The following is an 18,033-nucleotide window of genomic DNA, read 5'->3' on the forward strand; positions in this document are numbered from 1 at the left end:
AACACCAGCACCGGCGGCAGCAGCACGGTGATCATCGCGGCGTAGGGCTCCGGGGAGCTGTAGGCCAGCGTCACCGCCGCGGCGGCGGTGGTGACCAGCAGCGCGTACTCGAAGCGGATCATCCGCCACCACAACACCAGCGCGACAGCAACCGCGACAGTGATCGAGGTGATCGCCCACGGCTTGAACGCTTCCCAGCCCGGCGTCCCGGTGAGTGCCGCCGCCCGTCCGCCGATCCAGAACCAGCCCGGCGGGTAGAACGGCGGCAACCCGAGGTAGGTCATGTCGCGCAGCTGCGGACTGTCCGTCAGCCGGGTCAGGTATTCGGTGCGGAACTGCTGGTCGACGGAGATCCCGAACAGGTACAGCTTGGTGGCTCCCAACGGCATGCCGAGCGTGACAACGGTGAACGCCGAGACGAACACCAATCCGCCCAACCGGGCCAGCCGGCGGAACCGGCCGTGCCGCCACACCAGCCCGACGGCAAGCAGCCCGGCCAGGCAGCCGACCTGGCCGACGGTGGTCAACGCGTGCAGCTGGTTGGACGACGGGAACGCCGGCCACTGCACCCGCGAAATGGCCGACAGCGCTACGACCGCTATCACAATCGCCACGAAGGCCGCAGCGGCCATCTGGCCCACGGTGGCCAGCGCATTGCGCATAGTCAGATGGGCAGCTTGCGGAAGATGCTCCGCGGGACGTGCCGCAACACCATCATCACGTAGCGGAATGTTGCCGGCGCCCAAACCAATTCCTTACCTTTAGCGGCAGCGGTGACCGCGAGGTCGGCGACGTACTCCTTGTCGACGGTCAGCGGCGCTTCTTTGGCGCCGGTCGCCTGCCAGTATGCGATCGTCGTGGTGGTGCGAACCTGGCCGGGACGGATCACCAGCACCCGAACGCCGAACTCGCGCAGTGCTTCTCCGAGCCCGAGATAGAAACCGTCCAGGCCGGCCTTGGTGGAGCCGTAGACGAAGTTCGACCGCCGCACCCGCTCCCCGGCGGCGCTGCTCATCGCGATGATCTGGCCGAAGCCCTGGGCCTTCATCTTCTCGCCCAGCAGTACACCCACCGAAACCGCTGCGGTGTAGTTGACTTCGGCGATCTGAACCGCCTTGCGCTGGTTCTGCCACAGCTCCTCCGCGTCGCCGAGCAGGCCGAACGCCACGATGGCGACGTCGACGTCGCCGCCGGCGAAGGCTCGGTCGATGACTCCGGGATGGCTGTCGGTGCTGGTGGCGTCGAAGTCGATCCATTCGACGGATTTGGCGCCGGCCGCCGTCATCGCGGCAGTGGCTTCCGCCTTGCGGGGATGGTCGGGCAAGTCCGCCAATATGATTCGCGCGGCAGCGTTGCGCAGATAGCGTTCGCAGATGGCCAACCCGATCTCGGAGGTGCCTCCGAGCAGCAGGATGGTCTGCGGATTACCGACAGCGTCCAGCACCATCTAGAGCAGCTCCAAACGTCGGGCCATGTCAGAGGCGAACACCCCTGACGGGTCAACCTTGCGGCGCACCGCAATCCATTCGTCGATGCGCGGATACATGGCGTGGAACGTCTCGGCGCTCACGCGGGAATCCTTGGCGGTGTAGACGCGGCCACCGAATTGCAGTACCCGGCGGTCGAGTTCGTTGAGGAACTCATTGATGCCGGGCTTGTTGGGGAAGTCCATCGCGACGTTCCAGCCGGCCATCGGGAAGCTCAGCGGTGCGCGATTGCCGGGGCCGAACAGCTTGAACACGTTGAGCGCCGAGTAGTGGCCCTGGGTCTGGATCCAGCGGATGATCGCTTTGAACTCGTCCATCGCATCAGGTGGGACCAGAAACTGATGCTGCGCGAAACCCATTGGCCCGTAAGCATTGTTCCAGCCACTGACCAGGTCCAGCATGTGGTAGAACTGCGACAGGTTCATGATCTTGCCGCTGTAGGTGCCACCCAGCCGGTAATACACCTCGCCGATCGCCATGAAGGACAGCTTGTTCATCGCACTGACCGGAAACACGTTCGGCACCGTAAGCAGTTGCGGTGCATCGAATTTCAGCGGATTCTTGGCCAGCTTCGGGGGCAGTTGATCCAGCGTCGCCAGACTGCCGCGGCTGACCGCAGCCCGGCCGAGCTTCGGCGGCGGACTGATCAGGTCGAACCAGGCGCTGGAATAGGTGTACTTGTTCTCGCTGCCGTCGAGGTGCACGGCGACGGTCTCGTCGAGGTCCTTGGTCGCCACGCCGTCGGCGATGAAGTACGCCGTCTCGGTCGGTGTCATCTCGATGGTGGCCCGCAGGATGATGCCGGTCAGGCCGTTGCCGCCGACGGTCGCCCAGAACAGCTCGGCCTGCTCGCCGTCGGGAGTGAGGTGGCGGATCTGCCCGTCGGCGGTGAGCAGGTCCATCGACCGCACATGGTCGCCGAAGCTGCCCGCGCTGTGGTGGTTCTTGCCGTGGATGTCGCAACCGATCGCCCCGCCGACGGTGACCTGTCGGGTTCCGGGCAGTACCGGGACCCAGAGCCCGAACGGCAGCGCCGCCTTCATCAGCTGATCGAGGCTTACGCCGGCCTCCACGTCGACGATCCGAGTGTCGGCGCTGATCGAGTGGATGCGGTTGAGCCCCGTCATGTCGATCACCAGGCCGCCGCCGTTTTGTGCGTTGTCGCCGTAGGACCGACCCAGGCCGCGGGCGATCACGCCGCGGCCGCCGGCTTCGGCGACGCGGGCGACTGCCTTGGCTACCACTTCGGGATCACGGGTCGAGAGCACATCGGCCACCGATGGCGCGGTGCGGCCGAACCCGGTCAGCCGGGTCGGGGTGGTCGGTATATCAGCGCTGAACATCGTCCAAGAGGGTACCGCGAGCCCGGGTGACGACGATGCGGGACGCGAGCGTCCGGGTGCGGCGGCGAATCGAACGCTGAAGCCGGCTCAGCGAACGCGGAAGATCACGGTGCGCTGCACCACGAAGTTGATGACCGTCGCGACACCCTGGGCGATCACGAACGCGACCGGGATCGCCCAGCTGCGGTAGTGCAGCAGCGCCAGGCACAGGTGGTTCAGACCGACCTGCACGGCGAAGGTGACTCCGTACAAGGCCATGACGGCGGCGAACCGGGAACGGCTCGGCGCGGCCTGGAACGTCCACCGCCGGTTGATCAGATAGGCGGTGATGGTGCCGATCACCACGCTGATGAACTTGGACAGGTCAACTTGCAGACCCACACCCTTGTAGAGCGCCACGTAGACGCTGAAGTCGACGATGGCCGCGAACACGCCGGTGATGACGAAGCGCAGCGCCTGGGTGGTCAGGTGCAGATATTTGTGCTGGTCCTCACCGGCCGGCACGGCGTCAGGTTCGGGCGGGAGCGTCGTCAACTGGGCAACTTCACCGAGATGAGCTCCACCTGGGTGGGGCCCTGCGGGGTGGAATAAGTCACCGTGTCGCCGGCTTGGTGGCCGGCCAGTGCCTGGCCCAGCGGGCTGCGGGCGGTCAACGTCTCGGCTTCGTGACCCACCGGCGTCTCCTCGACGATCGAGATGACGTGCATCGTCACCACCTCACCGTCGGCGAACCGCAGGGTCACCTCGGTTCCGGCCGGCAACGCATCCGACGGATCGGTGTCGGCCGGCCCGGCCTTCAACCGTCGGTCCAGTTCGTTGATCCGATCCGCGAGCACGGCCAGTTCGTCGGCACGCTGGATGGCCTCGGCGGCGTCGCCGTGGTCACCGACCATGCCGCGGTCATTCTTGACCTCGACCTCCAGCCGGTCGCGCCGCTGCCTGAGCCGGTCCAGTTCGGCAGCGAGGTTGTCGCGCGCCGCTGCTGCCAGGTCAGTTGACTGGGCTTCCTCGCTCACCTGCGCCGCCTTTTCGCCCTGTGAAGTGCCGTCGGAGATTTGTGGCTTTCAGTGATACACCACAACTATCCCGGCCGTCACTGGTATTCCGCGCGGCAGGGACCCCGTTGGCTAGCGCTGAGCGTTCTGAGCAGGCAGCGCCGTCAGCGTGATCACCTCGTTGCCGCTCTCCTGGGCGGCGATGCGCGACACCCAGGTCCGGCCGCCGGTGGCGTGCGCGAGGGTCCGCTCCACCGTGTCGAACGTCCAGGCTGCCGAGGCTTCGGTGGCGGTGCTTTCCACGATCCGGATGTCGACCACACCGCGGTCGGCCAGCAATTCGAACAAGTCGCGTTGCGGGTCGTTGGCGGCGATCAGGGTGGTGTGGCCGAACTGCCGTCGCAGCGCGGCGCCTGCCAGTCAAGTGCCGGTTCGGTTCCAGCGCAAGCGAATTCGATGTCGAACGCGAGCTCGAAACCGTGCAGGAACAGGTGCTTGCCGTCGTCGGACCAGGAACGACGGCAGCACGACAAGGCACCGAACCGCTTCCGCAGATGAGACCGCGCCACCCGGCCGATCGGGGCGTCGTCACGATGCATCGTGGCGGTATGGACGGTTTCAGCAACAGCTAGATCGGTCATGGTCATTCGGCCGCTAATTTGACGAGCTCTTGTCTGGTGCGGGTGAGGAAGTCGCGCTGGCGCTCGGCGCTGTGCCGCAATGCGCCGTAAAACGCCAGGGTGGTGGTGTCGGCGTGCGGCGCGGCGCACGCGTAGGCGCCCTCGACCAACACGCCCACCCCGTACGGGGCGAGTTCGTGGTGCACCCACAGGCCGATCCGCGTCGCCATGCGCTGCTGGACCTGGATCCCACTCGAGCACGCATCGACGATCCGGGTGAATTCCGGATGCTTCAACGGCTTTCCGCTGCGCAGGTAGCCGATGTGCACGGCACCGTGGAACGGCAGCAGGTGCTCTTCGCACAGGGAATGAAACGGGATCGGGCGCACCAGTTCGAGATCGACTTCGGCGGGTGGTGCGACGTCACCACCGATCGGATAGTGCAACAAGGTGTCGACGGCGAGCGAGGTGCCGTGGTCATGACGCAGCATGCGGCATAGCCTCGGACCGCATCCTTGGCGGATCCTCAAAGGATTCTTGGCGACGGCGGCCCTTGGCTAGCCGTTGTTGCCAGGCGAGCCATTCTGTCCGTCGCCGCCGACCTGACCCGGCCCACCCGTGCCGCCCGTCGCGCCGGTGCTGCCGCTCAAGGCGCTACCGGCTCCGCCGCTGCCGCCGCTGCCGGCCGCACCCGCCGCGCCACCGCGACCGCCCGCGCCGAAATCGCCGCCACTTCCGGCGGTTGCGCCGGTGCCGTTGCTGCCGATGGCACCACCGTTGCCGCCGTCGCCACCCACCCCGCCGGTTCCTCCATTACCGCCAACGCCCCCGATTCCGCCCGCGCCGCCGCTGCCGGCGAGCAGTCCGGCGCCGCCGCCCTGACCTCCCGCTCCGCCGGCACCGCCGTCGCCGCCCGCTCCACCGGCGCCGCCGTCACCACCATCGCCGCCGTCACCTGCCACCGGGTTGCCGGTGGTGCTGATTTGGGCGGCACCGCCGTTGCCACCGTTGCCGCCGTTGCCGCCGAAGTCGCCACCACCTCCGCTACCGCCGAGGCCGCCCGCACCCCCGTTGCCGCCGTTGCCGATCAACAGTCCGCCGCGACCGCCACTGCCTCCGGTGCCGCCGACGCCGCCGGCGCTGCCGGACATGCCCGTCCCGCCGAAACCGCCGTCACCGCCGTCGCCGCCGGTCGGCCGCGTGAAGTAATTCGCCGTAGCCGTCGCGTCGCCGCCGGCCCCGCCGTCACCACCTTGGCCGCCGTATACCCCGCCCGGTGCGCCGAATCCGCCCCGACCGCCGGTCGCCAAGGCGAGACCCGACGTGCCGGCGTTGTCATTCATGAAGCCAAGGCCACCGTCGCCCCCCGCACCGCCAGCTGCACCGGCGCCAGCCTCGCCACCGTTACCACCGGCGCCGCCTAGCCCGATCATGACCTTTCCACTGCCTGAACTGCTCGTGGCGATGCCTCGACCACCCTCTCCGCCGGTGCCGCCGCCGACTCCGGGGCCTCCCGCTGCGCCGGTGCCGCCGGTGCCGCCGCCGCTGATGATGGTCGTTCCGCCGTCGGTTGAATTGAAGGTGCCGAAGGCGCCGGTCGCTGCCGTCTGTCCGGTGGGCGTGGGGTTCACGCCACTGGTTCCGGCCAGTCCCTGGCCGCCCTGACCACCGTGACCCCCGCTGCCGAACACCGCGGCGTTGCCGCCGCTGCCGCCCATCCCGGCCAGACCGCCGTTGAAACCGGCAACCGCGGCCCCACCGGTGCCGCCGGCGCCACCGTTGCCGTAGAGCAAGCCGCCGGCGCCGCCGGCGCCGCCCACAGCACCCAGCCCGCCCCGGCCGCCGGCTCCGCCGTTGCCCAGCAGACCTGCGCTGCCACCCGAGCCCCCGGCCACTCCGGTGGCAGTGCTGTCTCCGCCGGCGCCGCCGTTGCCGAACAGCAAGCCACCGGCACCGCCGGCCTGCCCGACCCCGTTGACCGTTCCGCCGGCGGCGCCGTCACCGATCAGCGGACGGCCGAGCAGTAACTGGGTGGGTGCGTTGATCACCCCGAAGACCGCCTGTCCGGCGGCGTCCAGCGGCGCGGCGCTAGCGGCTTCGGCTAATGCATAAGACCCGCCGGCCGCATTGAGTGCCTGCATGAACTGGCTATGGAAAACCGCGGCCTGTTCGCTCAACGACAGGTAGCCCTGGGCGTGTGCGCCGAATAACACCGCGACCGCTTCAGACACCTCGTCGGCGGCCGCGGCCAGTACGCGGGTGGTGGGGCCGGCCGCTGCCGCGTTGGCGGACTGGAGTGCCGATCCGATGTCGGCCAGTCCGGTGACGGCCGAGGAAAACGCTTCCGGGACAGCGACCAAGTAGGACACCGCATCTCCAATCCGATGTGTTCTGCCCACCCCGCAACAACGTGGCGGATCGTAACCGGTGCAGCGACACCATGTCCGGCGTTTTGGCGAAGCCGATCTGACGCTCAGACCCAGTAGGGCACCCGGGCGCGGTACTGCCGCATCGCGATCGCCGCGAGCGCCCAGCCGACGATCGTCAGGACCACGACCACCGCCCAGTGTCGCAACTCCTGGTGTGCGCCCAGCAACGGTGCCCGCACGATGTCCAGATAGTGCAGCAGCGGATTGAGTTCGACGATCTTGGACCAGTTGCCGGCACCCTGGTGGCGCAGCGTGTCGTCGTTCCAGATGATCGGCGTCATGAAGAACAGCAACTGCACAAGCGAGTTCAGCAGCGGGCCGATATCGCGGTAGCGGGTCGCCAGAATGCCGAAGCACAGCGACACCCACACCGCGTTGAGCATGATCAACGCCAGCGCCGGAAAGACCGAGAGGTCCGCCCACGACCACGGCTTCGGAAAGATGATCGCGACCACGACATAGATCACGATGTTGTGTGCGAACAGGATCATCTGCCGCCACACCAGCCGGTACACGTGCACGCTCAGCGGCGTCGGCAACTGCTTGATCAGCCCTTCATTGGCGACGAACACGTCGGCGCCCTCCAAGATGGCGGCATTGATCAGGTTCCAGATGATCAGGCCGAGCGTGACGTACGGCAGGTGCACCGACAGGTCCAGATGGAACAGCTTGGAATACAGCCCGCCCATGGCGACTGCGGTGGTGCCGGTGGCGATGGTGATCCAGAACGGTCCCAGCACCGAGCGGCGGTAGCGCTGTTTGATGTCCTGCCAGCCCAGGTGCAACCAGAGTTCGCGGCGGTGGAAGCCGGCGGCCAGATCGCCGCGGGCCCGGGCGAACGTCTTGGACTGCGCCGCCGCGTCGATGAACGTCATGCCGAACCTCCGGGCCGTCCGAACTGTTCGCGCCGCCCCAGGCGGCGCAGCCGACACCATTCCAGCAAACCCTCAGGGTCGCGTCGGGTCACCAGGAAGAACCAAGCGAACCGCACCCATTCCTGGGGCAGCAACTTGCGCAGACCCGGCTGGGACAACACATAGCCGCGGTTGCGGTAGGTGAAGTACCGCTTGCTCGGGTTGTCCGGGTACTGGGTGTGCATGCGCCCGCCCAGGATCGGTTTGAACTCGTCGGATCCACACGGGTGCAGATAGGTCGCATCCAGACAGGTGCCGAACGGCAGGCCGGAGCGGACCAGCCGACGGTGCATCTCCACCTCGTCGCCGCGGATGAACAACCGCAGGTCCGGCACCCCGACCGCTTCCAACGTCGAGGCCCGGAACAGGGCGCCGTTGAACAGCGACGCGATACCGGGCAGCAGGTCCTGACCCGGCGCGGTGCGCAATTCGCTTGTCCGCCTGCGCCATACCAGACCGCGGCGCAGCGGAAAGGCCAGCTGGTCGGGGTCGTCGATATTGCATACCATCGGTGACACTTCGGCCAGCCGGTACTTTTCCGCGCAGGCCAACAGGGTCTGCAGCACGTCGGGTCCGTGCGGGTACCCATCGTCGTCGGCCAACCACACCCAGTCCGCGCCGTGCGCCAACGCAAGGAGCATGCCGAGTGCGAAACCGCCTGCGCCACCGAGGTTTCGGGCAGAGTTGAGGTAAAGCTGCGGAATCCGCTGACTGTCCACCAGGCGGCGCACCCGGCTGTCTGCGGAGTCGTCGTTGTCGATGACGATCAGCTTGTCGGGTTGCCGGGTCTGACCGCTCAGGGCGTTCAGCGAGCGAGCGAGTTCCTCAGGGCGCCGATGGGTGACGACCACGGCGAAGACGGAATCACTCACCGCCAGAGGCTCTTTGGGTCAGGTCATCGCGGCGGGTCTCGGCCAGGACCTCGCGCACGTGCCGCGCCGCGTCCTCGCCTTCGTAGGCGCGCACCACATCTTCGATTTCACCCTGCTGCTTGATGACGCCGTGGTCTATCCACATCGCGGTCTTGCACAACCGAGCCAGGAACTCGTTGGAATGGCTTGCGAATACCAGGATTCCGGAGCGTTCCACCAGGCTCTGCAGCCGTGACTGCGCTTTCTTGAGGAACTCGGCGTCCACCGCGCCGATGCCTTCGTCGAGCAGCAGGATCTCCGGGTCGATGCTGGTGACCACGCCCATCGCCAGCCGGACCCGCATCCCGGTGGAATAGGTGCGCAGCGGCATCGACAGGTAATCGCCCAATTCGGTGAATTCGGCGATCTCGTTCACCTTGGCCAGCATCTGCCTGCGGGTCTGCCCGAGGAACAGGCCGCGGATGATGATGTTCTCGTAGCCGGAGATCTCCGGGTCCATCCCGATGCCCAGGTCGAACACCGGCGCCACCCGACCGGTCACCTTCGCCCAGCCACGGGTCGGTTCGTAGATGCCCGAAAGTAGGCGCAGCAGAGTCGATTTCCCGGCACCGTTGTGGCCGACCAGGCCGACGCGGTCGCCGAGTTCCAGCGACATGGTGATATCCCGCAACGCCTCGATGACCACCACGTTGGAGCTGTTGCGGCCGATCGTGCCGCCCGCCTTACCCAGGAAGGCCTTCTTCAACGATCGCGACTTCGCGTCGAAGATGGGAAATTCGACCCACGCGTCGCGTGTCTCGATGTGCGGCCCGCTCGACACGGCTTACAGATACTGTCCGGTGCCGTGCGCCCCGCCGGGGTGGCCCTGTTTGCCCATCCCGGGCGGCAGCGCACCCTGGCGCATCTGCTCCAGTTGTGCGCGCGCTGCCATCTGTTGGGCGAACAGCGCGGTCTGAATGCCGTGGAAGAGCCCTTCCAGCCAACCGACCAACTGCGCCTGGGCGATCCGCAACTCGGCGTCGGACGGGGGCGTGTCCTCGTTGAACGGCAGCGTCAGCCGTTCCAGCTCTTCGCGCAGTTCCGGGGCCAGACCCTCCTCGAGTTCACGGATGCTGGTGGCGTGGATGTCGCGCAACCGGGTGCGGCTGGCGTCGTCGAGCGGTGCGGCCCGCACCTCTTCGAGTAGCTGCTTGATCATCGTGCCGATCCGCATGACTTTCGCCGGCTGCTCGACCAGGTCGGTCAGCGAGCGTTCGTCGGAGTCGTCGGCGTCCTCAGCCTGACGCAGTGCCATCAACCGCGGATCGACACCGCCGATGACCTCGATACCGTCGTCCTCCGGGCCCGTGCTCACCCCATCACCGTCCTTCACGCGTGCTGTCAGCGGTGCGTCGCCGCGTAGTCATGCCATTCGTAGATCTGGGCGCCGCCGTTGTCGTAGATCAGTGTCCAGTACGGCGACTTGTCCAGTGAGATTAGCCCTTCGGGAATCTTGAACCCGCGCACCGTGGGGCCGCTGGCCAGCACATAACGGATGTTGAGGGCTTTGATGGCTTTGGGGACCCGCTCGTCGCTGTCGCCTTTTCGGGCGTAGGCCCAGATGATGTAGCGGTTGGGCCCCGGGCCCATCTGCACCGGGTAGTCGTAGTGGGTCCACAGCGGATGCAATCCGGCCACCGCGTACATCCAGGCGGTGCCGTCGACGTTGGAATCGGCGATCAGGGTGTCCCGCGCGCCCGGCAGCGTCGCCAGGTACGCCATGGCGTCGAGGTCCTGTTGATTGACCATGATCTGGTCGTACTTGTCGCCGAACAGGAACCGGTGCCGTGGGAAGTAGTGCCAGGCACCGGCCACGCAGATGCCCACGATCACCACCGCGGCGGCCGCCCGCCACAGTTCCGGCGGCATGGCTTGGGGAACGCGACGCCGGACCAGCGTGACGACTCCGCCGACGATCGCGACCAGCGCGACGGCCGCCATCAGGGTGAACAGCGGGGTCGTCGCGGCCGCTATCCGGCGCGGGTCTTTGTAGAAGAACTCACCGAACGCGCCGGCGACCCGGCCGAATGGGCCCCAGAGCGGGGTGCCCGCGTCGACGTTGATCACGATCAGCAGCAGCCAGACCGCCAGCGGCCACGGCACCTTCAGCAGTGCCAGCCGCCAGGGGAGTTTGAGGACCCGGCGGTTCCGCCTGATCCCGTCGACCAGGATGATCAGCCCGCCCACAGCGCACAGGAAGCTCAGCGCCCACTGGTAGGGGAAGTCGTTGAGGTGCCGGGAATGCATGAACACCGCGTCGAACAGACCGTGCCGCATGCTCAGGTAGGTGAGGAACGAGTGCCCGGCGATGATGTCTTCCTGCTGCGACACGCTCAGGAACTGCGGCAACAGGATCAGCCCGGCCAGCACGCCGACGCCCAGCAGCGTCAGTAGGTCGGCGAGCCGGCCCCGAACCGGACGCCAGAGCAGCTCGAACAGATACCAGCCACCCAGCAGCAACAGCACGATGATGCCGCCGGTGATGTGCACCGAGAAGACGCCGACCAGGGCCAGCACCGCCACCGGGATGCGGTCCCGGTGGCCGGGGGTCGAGGTGATCAGCGCCATGACCGGGATGGCGACGCCGTAGGCCGCCAGGTTCGGCATCGCCGCGGTGTCGAACTCCACGTAGGGCACCGCGGTGAAGGACGCCGACAGCGCGGCGGCCGTCGCGGAGATCGCCGCGGTGCGCCACTCGGTGGTGTGGCTGCGCAACACTTTCCAGGCGAGCACCGCGGCGCTGACCGGGAACAGCCAGATGGCCGCGGCCAATGAGCTCAACGTGTAGCCGGTGGTGGCGGCCGCTCCGGTCAGCTGGCAGAACACCGCGGCCAGCGCGTGGAACACCGACGGGTAGTACAGCAGCGCGTGTGTTTCGACGTTGCGCAGTTCGCCCATGTGGGTGGACGACGCCTGGCCGGTGTCCAGGATCCAGCGGACTTCGTTGGCGTGCCAGACCGCGTCCCAGGTGCTGGGGATCGTCTGCCAGTGCGGAATGCCGCTGAACGCCGCCCAGCCGATCAACACGACCCCCAGCAGCACTCCGGCCGCGACCAGCAGGCCGGGGCCGGGTTGGACCGCGCACGCCTCGGCCGGTTTGTCCCGGAAACGGGCCAGCAGCAGCGTCAGAATCGTCGCCGCTACGCAGACGACCGCTAGCGCCGCCAGGCCCGTCCAACCGTTCCAGGGGATGCCGAGGGCGCCGTAGGGGATGATCGCCAGCGCCACCACGCCGTACGTCAGCGCCGGTCCGACCGCGATCGCGATCGGCCAGTTCAACTGCGCGATACGTGCGACGATGGCACCCGGCGCGATCAGCAGGATCAATGCGATCAGCGTTCCGAACCACAAGCTCACTCGACTAGTATGGCTGGCCGGGTGTCCTCACTCGGGAAGCCGTAACGGCTGGAACGTCAATGGCGCACCCGCTACCGACAATCCGTTCGCAAAACGGCGAATGTTCTTGAGGACTTTAAGGTGGCTGGCATGGCCTACGACGTCGCCCGGGTGCGTGGGTTGCACCCGTCGCTCGGTGACGGGTGGGTGCACTTCGACGCGCCGGGCGGCATGCTGATCCCTGATTCCGTCGCGACCACCGTGTCGACAGCCTTCCGCCGGTCCGGTGCGACTGCGGTCGGGGCGCACCCGTCGGCCCGGCGCAGCGCCGCGGTGCTGGAGGCGGCCCGCGAGGCGGTCGCCGACCTGGTCAACGCCGATCCGAGCGGAGTGGTGCTGGGCGCCGACCGCGCGGTGCTGTTGTCGTCTCTGGCGGAAGCGTCGTCGGCGCGGTCCGGCCTGGGTTACGAGGTGATCGTCAGCCGCCTGGACGACGAGGCCAACATCGCGCCGTGGTTGCGTGCGGCGCACCGGTACGGCGCCAAGGTCAAATGGGCCGAGGTCGACATCGAGACCGGTGAGCTGCCGACGTGGCAGTGGGAGAGCCTGATCGGCAAATCGACCCGGCTGGTCGCTGTGACGTCGGCGTCCGGCACGTTGGGCACGGCCACCGACCTGCGCGCGATGACCAAGTTGGCGCACGATGTGGGTGCCCTGGTGGTGGTCGATCACTCGGCGGCCGCGCCGTACCGGCTGTTCGACATCAAGGAAACCGACGCCGATGTGGTGACGGTGAACGCGGTGGGCTGGGGTGGGCCGCCGATCGGTGCCATGGTTTTCCGCGACGCGTCGCTGATGAACACCTTCGGTTCGGTCTCAACCAATCCGCACGCCACCGGCCCGGCGCGCCTGGAGGTGGGTGCCCACCAGTTCGGTTTGCTGGCCGGCGTCGTCGCCAGCATCGAATATCTGGCGTCACTGGACGAGGCGGCCCGGGGCAGCCGACGCGAGCGGCTCTCGGTGTCGATGCACTCCGCGGCCGCCTACCTGAACCGGGTCTACGACTATCTGATGGCTTCGCTGCGGTCGCTGCCGCTGGTGATCCTGCTCGGTGTTCCCGAGGCGCGGATCCCGGTGGTGAGCTTCGCCGTCAACGAGGTGCCCGCAGACCGGGTGGTTCAGCGGTTGGCGGACAACGGCATCCTGGCGATGGCCAACGCCAACTCGCGGGTGCTCGATGCGCTCGGCGTCAACGACATCGGCGGCGCGGTCACCGTGGGACTGGCGCATTACTCCACGATGGCTGAAGTCGATCAGCTGGTGCGGGCTCTGGCGTCGCTGGGCTGATTCCGAACGTGTTGTCTGACAATAGGTTCGGTGCGCCGACGGGGCCGGGGTCCGATGAACCGTTGGGGCACTTGACCGTTATCGATGCAACCGGCGCCGAGCGTCGCGTGCCCATCTTCGATCAGCTGTTCGTCGGGCGGGAATGCGCCGGGATCAGGGCTTCCCGCCGGCTGGTCATACCCGACCCGGAGATCTCCCGCACCCATCTCGAGATCCGCCTCGACCCCGAGTCCGACCAGGCGTTCCTGATCGACACCAGCAGCAACGGCACGTCGCTCAACGGTGTCCGGGTGGAACGAGCGGTGGCGCTGCTGATCAGGCCGGCCGATGAGATCCAGATCGGCGATGTGCTGCTGACATTTCACGCTGAGCGGTTCAACGGGGTGCCCCAGCGGGTGGTGAAGAGCACGCTGGCGCGGATCGGCAAGTCCGCCATGGTGATGGTGGTCGGTGACATCGTCAACTATTCGACGATCTCGCAGGTCACCGACGAGGAATTGATGGCGCGCAGCCTGTACACACTGTGGCGCCAGGTGGGCGGTGTGCTGCGCGCGCACAAGGGCACGCTGAGCCATTACGCCGGTGACGCCCTGTTCGCGGTCTGGGAGGTGCGCCGATTTCCCGACGCCGCCGAGTTGGCCATCGATTTCGCGCTCGCCGCGAACCGGCTCGTCGACGATCTCGCGCCCGAGTGGCCGTTACGCACGCCGGATGGATCTCCGATTCGCATGGGCTGGGGTGTGGTGCAGGGGGTGGCCGCCACGGCCGCGATGACCAGGTCGACCGACGCGGTCATCGGCGATGCGACCAACGTCGCCTTCCGGTTGGCCTCGATGGCGGGGCGCGAGGGTCGGGCACCGGTGTTGGCGGCCAGCGGTGTGCAAGCTGCTGTCGTAGACCAGTTCAGTTGGGGCCCAAGTGAAATCGTGCAGATCAAGGGGCGGCACGGGACGGCGACGGTGTACCCGGTGACCGCGCGCAAGGAGCCGGCGGGCTCGTAGTGTCAGACGGTCAGGACGATCTTCCCGGTCACCTTGCCCGACACCATCAGCTGATGGGCCTCGCCGGCCTGCTGGACGGGCAACCGGGCGCCGATGATCGGGCGGACCGCGCCGTTGGCGAACATCGGCCAGACCGATTCGGTGACCGCGTCGACGACCGCGCTCTTGCTGTTCGGGCCGGTCACCGGACGGGCGCGCAGCGTGGTGCCGACGACGCGGGCGCGCTTGGCCAGGAGTTTGCCGATGTTGAGTTCGGCCTTCACCCCGCCCTGCATGCCGATCACGATCAACCATCCGTCGGTGGCCAGCGCGTCGATGTTGCGGTCCAGGTAGGCCGCACCCATGATGTCCAGGATCACGTTGACCCCGGCACCCTCGGTCTCTTGGGCCAGACGCGCGACGAAGTCCTCGTCCTGGTAATTGATCATGATCTGGGCACCCAGTTCCCGGCAGAAGTCCAGCTTCTCGGTTGAGCCGGCGGTGACCGCCACCCGGGCGCCCAGGGCGCGTGCCACCTGGATGCCGTGGGTGCCGATGCCGCTGCCGCCGCCGTGCAGCAGCGCGAGCTGACCGGGACCCAGCCGGGCGGTCATCACCAGGTTCGACCACACCGTGCAGGCGACCTCCGGTATCCCGGCGGCGTCGATGAGGTCAACGCGCGCTGGAATCGGCAGCACCTGCCCGGCCGGTACGGCGACGTACTCGGCGTAACCGCCGCCGGCGAGCAACGCGCAAACCTCTTGCCCGACAGACCACTTGGAGACACCCGCACCGACATCGGCGATGGTGCCGCTGACCTCCATCCCGATGGTCTCGCTGGCGCCCGGTGGGGGCGGGTACTTGCCGGCGGCCTGCAGCACGTCGGCGCGGTTGACGCCGGCCGCGGCGACCTTGATCAGCACTTCACCCGGTCCGGCGGTGACGTCGGGGACGTCCCGCCAGGTCAGTTGTTCGGCGGATTCGGCGACGATGGCACGCATGTGGCCACGCTACCGCCCGCTACCCTTATCGACGGTGGCGTGGCAGAGCGGCCTAATGCACTCGCCTTGAAAGCGAGAGACGGCTAACACCGTCCGGGGGTTCAAATCCCTCCGCCACCGCTCGTCCGCCGGCACCGGTGGAACCTTGCGCGGCTACCGGACCGGCTAAAAAATTCTGGCTCCATCACTTGCCAGACACTCCATCCCGAGTTATATAAAAAGTGTGTCTACGGACACAGATTTCCTGTCCACAACAATGATGATTGGAGTGTTGGAGGTGGCGACCATGTTGGTACGTAGCGATCCGTTCCGCGATCTCGATCGCTTCACTCAGCAGGCGCTGGGCACCGCAGCGCGTCCGACGGTGATGCCGATGGACGCTTGGCGCGCGGGCGAAAAGTTCATCGTCGAACTCGACCTGCCAGGCATCGACGCCGACTCGTTGGACCTGGACATCGAGCGCAACGTGGTGACCGTCCGCGCCGAACGCCCGGATGTGGAGTCGAGCAAGGAGATGCTGGCTGCCGAACGGCCCCGCGGGGTGTTCTCCCGGCAGCTGGTGCTCGGCGACAATCTCGACACCGACCGCATCGAGGCCTCCTACGACGCCGGCGTGCTGCGTCTGCAGATCCCGGTGGCGGAGAAGGCCAAGCCGCGCAAGATCACGGTCAACCGGACAAACGGTCAGCACGCTCTCAGCGCCTGAGTGGCCGGTCGTATTGCTGACGGAAAGTGGGTCAGTGATGTCGCAGTGCAGCACATGGGCCGCGCGGGAGACACCGCGCGCAACCGCGCCGGCGCCACCGACCGTGGCGCCGGTCCCGGACGACTCGTCGCTGATCGCGCTGATCGCCGAGGTCGACGCCATTCTGTGCGCAGCCGAGCGACGCCTGCTCTGTCAGCCACCGGCACCACCAGCCGTCGGATGCGCCATCGACGAGCCCCGACGTGCTGGTCGGTCTTGGCCGCTGACGGCCTCCGCGCGGCGCGGGGCCGAGCGTCGAATCGATGCCGTGCAGCGCAGTCCTCCGGGCGCCGAATCAGGCATTACCCGGTGAACCGCATCCACAGGGAAGGGAGGTGATGCCATCACCGCGCATACCAGCGGGCCTGCCCGCGACCCGGGCCACATCATGGGCGTAGCCGGCACCCACCGGTAACCAGCACGCCGATGCCCAGGTCGGGCGACGCATACCGGGGCGGGCGGCCCGTCCACCACAACTGTCACACCCGCGACGTTCGAGGAGTTCGAGGAGGAGGCCAGAACATGATCGATGTGATGACGCTGGAAGCCGACCCGGTCGACTGGGCGGAACAACATGACCTGGTGACGCTGCCCGATGACGACTACCCGCGCGTCGGCGACCACAGTCCCATGACGAGCTGGTACGCCAATCCTCAGCTACTCGGAGCGTGACTCAGCGCAGCTCCGCGGCGATGGTGTCCATCAGCGCGGTGTAGCGCTTGAGTTCGGGGTCGCGGCCGGGCTTGCCGCTGCTGATCAGGCCGGCAGCAAGTCCGCGCTGCGGGTCCGCCCAGATCGCGATGTTGGCCAGGCCCAGATTGCCGAACGCCGCCGGCGCGTGGCGCCCGAACGGTCCGAACCGGTCGGTGCCCAACATGTAGCCGGTGCCCCAGCGGGCTGGCATCAACCCGACGGCGAAGTCCGGCCGCAGCCGCCGGGATTGCTGCACCGCGCCGTACATCCGTTCCGGACTCATGATCCGCACGCCGTCGAGTTCGCCACCGCGCCGCCAGATCTCAGCGAAGCGTGACAGTTCGTCGGCAGTGGAGATGGTGTTGGACGACGGCACCACAGTGGTCAGGAACGCCGGGGTGTTGGTGTACGGGATGATCTCGTGCACGGTGCCGCCGATCGCCTTGCGGAAGATCGCCGCGATCAGCGGCGGCAGCGGCCGGCCGGTCGGGTGACTGGGCGCGACCAGCGGGACGTCCTGCGCGGCGACGCCGAAGTTGGTCCACCGGAAGCCCAGCGGGTCGAGGATCTCGGCGGCCAGGATGTCGCGGATGTCCTTGCCGGTGGCTGCGTAGACGATTTCGCGCATCAGCGGACCCCAGGTCAGCGCGTGATAGATGTGCACCAGTCCCGGTCGGTACAGCGGGCGCAGTTTGCCCAACTGTTCCTGTGCGTACTCGTGGTCGTCGGCGCGTTTGAGGTCCGGTCGCGGGCCGGTGGGGAACGGGACGCCCGCACTGTGGGTCAGTACGTGCCGGATCGTGGTGCGGTCCTTGCCGTGGCTGGTGTAGCTGGGGATGTACTTGCAGACGCGATCGTCGAGGGCGAAGACCCCCTGCTCGACCAGCATGTGGATCACGGTCGCGGTGATGCCCTTGGCCGCCGAGTACACGCAATACGGTGTCGTGGTGGTGACCGGGATCTTCTCCGCGTCCGGGTCGTCCGTCGGCGCGTTGCCCCAGCCGTGACCGATTGCGCGGTTGAGCACCACCTGCCCGTTGCGCCGGATGCACAACTGGATGGCCGGGTGCATGCCGCCCTGATACCAGTGCCGTGCGGCCCGCCAGATCCGTTCCACGGCGGCCCTGTCGACGCCGGAGTGGTCTTCGTCGCCGACGGCGGTCACTGCGTCCAAATCGGCGGGGACACGGATCTTGCCGTCGGGGGTCTCGGTGGTCGCCACCTTCGTGAGG

21 protein-coding genes and 1 tRNA gene are annotated in these 18,033 nt (G+C 67.5%); 6 read left to right on the top strand and 16 right to left on the bottom strand.

From position 1 onward, the window contains the following. The 14 genes from AC5Y6Y_RS16270 to AC5Y6Y_RS16335 all read right to left on the bottom strand — a co-directional run. The coding region (locus AC5Y6Y_RS16270; RefSeq protein WP_499930122.1) for an arabinofuranosyltransferase at window positions 1-662 on the bottom strand (662 nt) is incomplete at its 3' end. 2 nt (window positions 663-664) lie between these two features. After that, window positions 665-1,447, bottom strand: coding sequence for a decaprenylphospho-beta-D-erythro-pentofuranosid-2-ulose 2-reductase (gene dprE2 / locus AC5Y6Y_RS16275; protein ID WP_463826166.1), 783 nt, complete (start codon window positions 1,445-1,447; stop codon window positions 665-667). Continuing rightward, entirely contained in the window at window positions 1,448-2,830 is a 1,383-nt protein-coding gene (gene dprE1, locus AC5Y6Y_RS16280) for a decaprenylphosphoryl-beta-D-ribose oxidase (protein ID WP_473138632.1), read from the bottom strand. An 87-nt stretch (window positions 2,831-2,917) separates the two neighbouring features. Then, complete coding sequence (locus AC5Y6Y_RS16285) at window positions 2,918-3,283, bottom strand: GtrA family protein (RefSeq protein ID WP_463826422.1); 366 nt, start codon at window positions 3,281-3,283, stop codon at window positions 2,918-2,920. A gap of 77 nt (window positions 3,284-3,360) precedes the next feature. Further along, a complete protein-coding gene (locus tag AC5Y6Y_RS16290; RefSeq protein ID WP_473138631.1) occupies window positions 3,361-3,846 on the bottom strand; it encodes a GreA/GreB family elongation factor in 486 nt (161 codons plus the stop codon). 111 nt (window positions 3,847-3,957) lie between these two features. Then, on the bottom strand, window positions 3,958-4,173 hold the full coding sequence (locus AC5Y6Y_RS16295) for a hypothetical protein (protein WP_473138630.1): 216 nt from the start codon (window positions 4,171-4,173) through the stop codon (window positions 3,958-3,960). Window positions 4,174-4,199: 26 nt separating this feature from the next. After that, the gene (locus tag AC5Y6Y_RS16300; protein ID WP_473138629.1) at window positions 4,200-4,472 is read right to left on the bottom strand and encodes a hypothetical protein; all 273 of its coding nucleotides are present in this window, start codon (window positions 4,470-4,472) and stop codon (window positions 4,200-4,202) included. Next, on the bottom strand, window positions 4,469-4,936 hold the full coding sequence (locus AC5Y6Y_RS16305; protein ID WP_473138628.1) for a GTP cyclohydrolase I: 468 nt from the start codon (window positions 4,934-4,936) through the stop codon (window positions 4,469-4,471). The genes AC5Y6Y_RS16300 and AC5Y6Y_RS16305 overlap by 4 nt, the downstream gene beginning before the upstream one ends. 66 nt (window positions 4,937-5,002) lie before the next feature. After that, entirely contained in the window at window positions 5,003-6,814 is a 1,812-nt protein-coding gene (locus AC5Y6Y_RS16310; protein ID WP_473138627.1) for a PE family protein, read from the bottom strand. 104 nt (window positions 6,815-6,918) lie between these two features. Next, the gene (gene wzm / locus AC5Y6Y_RS16315) at window positions 6,919-7,749 is read right to left on the bottom strand and encodes a galactan export ABC transporter permease subunit Wzm/RfbD (protein WP_463826160.1); all 831 of its coding nucleotides are present in this window, start codon (window positions 7,747-7,749) and stop codon (window positions 6,919-6,921) included. After that, a complete protein-coding gene (gene glfT1 / locus AC5Y6Y_RS16320) occupies window positions 7,746-8,660 on the bottom strand; it encodes a galactofuranosyltransferase GlfT1 (protein WP_463826159.1) in 915 nt (304 codons plus the stop codon). The genes wzm and glfT1 overlap by 4 nt, the downstream gene beginning before the upstream one ends. Further along, window positions 8,653-9,480, bottom strand: a complete 828-nt coding sequence (gene wzt, locus AC5Y6Y_RS16325; RefSeq protein WP_473138626.1) for a galactan export ABC transporter ATP-binding subunit Wzt/RfbE — start codon at window positions 9,478-9,480, stop codon at window positions 8,653-8,655. Before wzt ends, glfT1 begins: the two co-directional genes overlap by 8 nt. Window positions 9,481-9,483: 3 nt before the next feature. After that, entirely contained in the window at window positions 9,484-9,954 is a 471-nt protein-coding gene (locus tag AC5Y6Y_RS16330; RefSeq protein ID WP_473138925.1) for a bacterial proteasome activator family protein, read from the bottom strand. Between the two features lie 86 nt (window positions 9,955-10,040). Continuing rightward, window positions 10,041-12,056: a DUF6541 family protein gene (locus AC5Y6Y_RS16335; protein ID WP_463826157.1), complete on the bottom strand. Its 2,016-nt coding sequence runs from the start codon at window positions 12,054-12,056 to the stop codon at window positions 10,041-10,043. Window positions 12,057-12,185: 129 nt separating this feature from the next. On the opposite strand from AC5Y6Y_RS16335, the gene AC5Y6Y_RS16340 reads away from it, so the two are divergent. Continuing rightward, on the top strand, window positions 12,186-13,382 hold the full coding sequence (locus tag AC5Y6Y_RS16340; RefSeq protein WP_463826156.1) for a cysteine desulfurase-like protein: 1,197 nt from the start codon (window positions 12,186-12,188) through the stop codon (window positions 13,380-13,382). 71 nt (window positions 13,383-13,453) lie between these two features. After that, window positions 13,454-14,383: an FHA domain-containing protein gene (locus AC5Y6Y_RS16345; RefSeq protein WP_473138625.1), complete on the top strand. Its 930-nt coding sequence runs from the start codon at window positions 13,454-13,456 to the stop codon at window positions 14,381-14,383. A gap of 2 nt (window positions 14,384-14,385) precedes the next feature. Here the strand turns inward: AC5Y6Y_RS16345 and AC5Y6Y_RS16350 are convergent, their stop codons facing one another. Then, window positions 14,386-15,363, bottom strand: a complete 978-nt coding sequence (locus tag AC5Y6Y_RS16350) for an NAD(P)H-quinone oxidoreductase (RefSeq protein WP_473138624.1) — start codon at window positions 15,361-15,363, stop codon at window positions 14,386-14,388. 33 nt (window positions 15,364-15,396) lie between these two features. Between AC5Y6Y_RS16350 and AC5Y6Y_RS16355 the strand changes: the two genes are divergently transcribed. The 4 genes from AC5Y6Y_RS16355 (at window position 15,397) to AC5Y6Y_RS16370 (ending at window position 16,780) form a co-directional block, all read left to right on the top strand. Further along, a tRNA-Ser gene (locus AC5Y6Y_RS16355) sits at window positions 15,397-15,483 on the top strand. Between the two features lie 166 nt (window positions 15,484-15,649). Beyond that, window positions 15,650-16,069, top strand: coding sequence for an Hsp20/alpha crystallin family protein (locus AC5Y6Y_RS16360; RefSeq protein WP_463826153.1), 420 nt, complete (start codon window positions 15,650-15,652; stop codon window positions 16,067-16,069). A gap of 37 nt (window positions 16,070-16,106) precedes the next feature. Next, window positions 16,107-16,421 (top strand): hypothetical protein, encoded by a 315-nt coding sequence (locus AC5Y6Y_RS16365; protein ID WP_499930123.1) that lies wholly within the window; start codon window positions 16,107-16,109, stop codon window positions 16,419-16,421. A gap of 209 nt (window positions 16,422-16,630) precedes the next feature. Further along, a complete protein-coding gene (locus AC5Y6Y_RS16370; RefSeq protein WP_463826152.1) occupies window positions 16,631-16,780 on the top strand; it encodes a hypothetical protein in 150 nt (49 codons plus the stop codon). 1 nt (window position 16,781) lies between these two features. On the opposite strand, the gene lipE is transcribed toward AC5Y6Y_RS16370, so the two are convergent. Then, entirely contained in the window at window positions 16,782-18,023 is a 1,242-nt protein-coding gene (gene lipE, locus AC5Y6Y_RS16375; protein ID WP_473138623.1) for a lipase LipE, read from the bottom strand. Window positions 18,024-18,033: the final 10 nt, after the last annotated feature.

This window comes from Mycobacterium sp. NGS24 (genome assembly GCF_059813065.1).

Bases quoted from the DNA above. Each gene is read 5' to 3' on its own strand.
- AC5Y6Y_RS16370 (WP_463826152.1), top strand. From the start codon at position 16,631: ATGATCGATGTGATGACGCTGGAAGCCGACCCGGTCGACTGGGCGGAA.
- dprE2 (WP_463826166.1), bottom strand. From the start codon at position 1,447: ATGGTGCTGGACGCTGTCGGTAATCCGCAGACCATCCTGCTGCTCGGA.
- AC5Y6Y_RS16305 (WP_473138628.1), bottom strand. From the start codon at position 4,936: ATGCTGCGTCATGACCACGGCACCTCGCTCGCCGTCGACACCTTGTTG.
- AC5Y6Y_RS16360 (WP_463826153.1), top strand. From the start codon at position 15,650: ATGTTGGTACGTAGCGATCCGTTCCGCGATCTCGATCGCTTCACTCAG.
- AC5Y6Y_RS16330 (WP_473138925.1), bottom strand. From the start codon at position 9,954: ATGGCACTGCGTCAGGCTGAGGACGCCGACGACTCCGACGAACGCTCG.
- AC5Y6Y_RS16365 (WP_499930123.1), top strand. From the start codon at position 16,107: ATGTCGCAGTGCAGCACATGGGCCGCGCGGGAGACACCGCGCGCAACC.
- AC5Y6Y_RS16340 (WP_463826156.1), top strand. From the start codon at position 12,186: ATGGCCTACGACGTCGCCCGGGTGCGTGGGTTGCACCCGTCGCTCGGT.
- dprE1 (WP_473138632.1), bottom strand. From the start codon at position 2,830: ATGTTCAGCGCTGATATACCGACCACCCCGACCCGGCTGACCGGGTTC.
- AC5Y6Y_RS16350 (WP_473138624.1), bottom strand. From the start codon at position 15,363: ATGCGTGCCATCGTCGCCGAATCCGCCGAACAACTGACCTGGCGGGAC.
- wzm (WP_463826160.1), bottom strand. From the start codon at position 7,749: ATGACGTTCATCGACGCGGCGGCGCAGTCCAAGACGTTCGCCCGGGCC.
- AC5Y6Y_RS16300 (WP_473138629.1), bottom strand. From the start codon at position 4,472: ATGACCATGACCGATCTAGCTGTTGCTGAAACCGTCCATACCGCCACG.